Raw genomic sequence first — 2,505 nt, forward strand, 5'->3', positions numbered from 1 at the left:
GTTAGGGCCTGGAGCTGCGATGATTGGCATCGAAGGTCTGCTGGAGTTGGCGGCAGTCGTCCAGCGGCTCAAGGAGCAGAGCGCCCCGCGGGAAGGGGGTGCGGCATCACCGTCAGTCGGCGATCGGAGGGTGAGCCGGGCTCTCCACGACCCGGCCGGCGACCTCCTCGCCCATCGGATGGGGCGATTTGCCGGAAACGAGTCGGATTGCGGCGATTCGGATGCTGGCGCTGCTGGTGGAGCGACGGTTATCCCGTCCGGCGGAGAGTCTGACCGGCGGCCCCGATGAGCAGGCAGACGAACACATCTCCAGGGTTTCCGACCAAGGTGAGGCGCGAGCACACCGACCGGATGGCGGTGGTGTACGTGCGTCAGTCGACCCGCCGTCAGGTGCTTGAGCACACCGAGTCGGCCCGGGTCCAGTACGCGCTGGCAGACCGGGCGGTGGCGCTGGGCTGGGCGGCCGGCAGGGTCAAGGTGATCGATGCCGACCTGGGCATGTCGGGCGCCAGCGCGCAGGGACGGCCGGGGTTCGCCGAGTTGGTGAGCGAGGTCGGGCTCGGGCATGTGGGGATCGTGCTGGGGGTGGAGGTCTCGCGGCTGGCCCGCTCGGGCCGGGACTGGTATCAGTTGATGGAGCTGTGCGCGTTGGCGGGCACGCTGCTCGGCGACAGCGACGGGATCTATGATCCGGCTCAGTACAACGACCGGCTGCTGCTCGGGCTGAAGGGCACCATGTCGGAGGCGGAACTTCACCTGATCAAACAGCGGATGGCGGCGGGACGGCTGGCCAAGGCTCAGCGGGGCGAGCTGTTCTTCTCGGTGCCGACCGGGTATGTGCTGCGCCCTTCCGGGGAGGTGGTCAAGGACCCTGACGAGCAGGTCCAGGCGGTGATCGCGCTCATCTTCGAGCTGTTCGACGAACTCGGGACGATCAACGCGGTGCTGGCCTACCTGGTCGAGCATCGGATCCAGCTGGGGATCCGGTTGCGGGAGGGGCCTGATCAGGGCGAGCTGGTCTGGCGTCGCCCGAGCCGGATGACGCTCACCAACATCCTGCACAATCCGATCTACGCCGGGATCTACACCTACGGCCGCAGCGGTGTGGATCATCGGCGGAAAGTCCCCGGACGCCCCTCGACTGGGCGAGTGGTGGTGCCGATGGAGCAGTGGGACGTGGTCTTGCCTGGGCGGTTGCCCGCCTACATCAGCCCGCAGCAATACCAGCGCAACCTGGATCGGATGGCTGCCAACCGGGCCCGCGCGGACGCGACGGGTGCGGCGCGGGACGGGCGCGCGCTGCTCAGTGGCGTGATCCGATGCGGCCGCTGCGGCCACAGGATGTTCGTTCAATATCACCGGCGCGGAGACGACTCGCTGCACAACTACGTGTGCGTGCGCGAATACGCCGACCACGGCGGGCCGCGCTGCCAGCAGCTGGCAGGCCCGTGCGTGGACGCGCATGTCACCGACCAGATGTTGGAGATGATCGCCCCGTCGGCGCTGCAGGTGTCGCTGCACGCCGCCGAGCAGATCGAGGCCGACCGTGTCCGGCTGGAGAAGCTGTGGCAGCAGCGGCTGGAGCGCGCCGCCTATGCCGCCGACCGGGCTCGGCGCCAATACCAGCTGGCCGAGCCGGAAAACCGCCTGGTGGTGCGGCAGCTGGAACGCGACTGGGAGCAGGCGCTGGCCGAGCTGGAGAATCTGCGCGAGGATCACGACCGGTTCCTGGCCAGCCGGCCGCTGCTGCTGTCGGCGGCTGAGCGCGAGCAGATCCGCGACCTGGCCGCCGATCTTCCGGCGCTGTGGCATGCCGACACCACCTCCAACGCCGATCGCAAGCAGCTCCTGCGCACCATCATCGAGGCCGTCACGGTCACTGTCCACGGTGAATCCGAGCAGGTCACCGCCCAGATCACCTGGTCAGGCGGGCACACCACCAGCGCAGACCTTGTCCGCCCGGTCGCTCGGCTGGAGCAACTGTCGTACTACCCGCGCCTGACCGAGCTGGTCCTGCAACTCGACGACGCCGGACTGACCAGTGCGCAGATCGCCGACCGGCTCAACGCCGAAGGCTTACGCCCTCCCAAACGGTTCGCGACCTTCGGCGCCCAGGCCATCCGGGACCTGGTCCGCCGCCTGCGCACCACCACCGACCAGCCGGGACGCACCTGGCCCACGCGCCGCCCGCCCGGCCGCCATGCCTGGTGGTCCGCCGAACTCGCCCGCGAGCTGGCCATGCCCCCGGTCACCCTCTACAACTGGATCCGCCGCGGCTGGGTGAACGCTCGCCAAGAACCCGGCACCAGACTCTGGATCGTCACCGCAGACGCCGCCGAACTCGACCGGCTGCGCGCCCTTCGGGCCCTGCCTCACGGCTACCACAACCGCAGACGCTGGCAGCAGACCAAGGCACCCCCATCCGACGAACCGGTCACCGACAGCTGAGCACCCGCTCTACACGGCCAGGCTGTAGTTATCGGTGCATTGTGCTTGACAGATCTC

General features: G+C 68.8%; 1 protein-coding gene. It reads left to right on the top strand.

All coding sequences use genetic code 11. The features are described from left to right. The first annotated feature begins 327 nt into the window (after nucleotides 1-327). Nucleotides 328-2,448 carry a recombinase family protein gene (locus tag ACBJ59_RS62685; protein WP_375119378.1) on the top strand — a complete coding sequence of 707 codons (2,121 nt, stop codon included), beginning with the start codon at nucleotides 328-330 and terminating at the stop codon, nucleotides 2,446-2,448. The last annotated feature ends 57 nt before the right edge of the window (nucleotides 2,449-2,505 follow it).

It is taken from the genome of Nonomuraea sp. MTCD27, assembly GCF_041950495.1.
Classification (GTDB): Bacteria; Actinomycetota; Actinomycetes; order Streptosporangiales; family Streptosporangiaceae; genus Nonomuraea.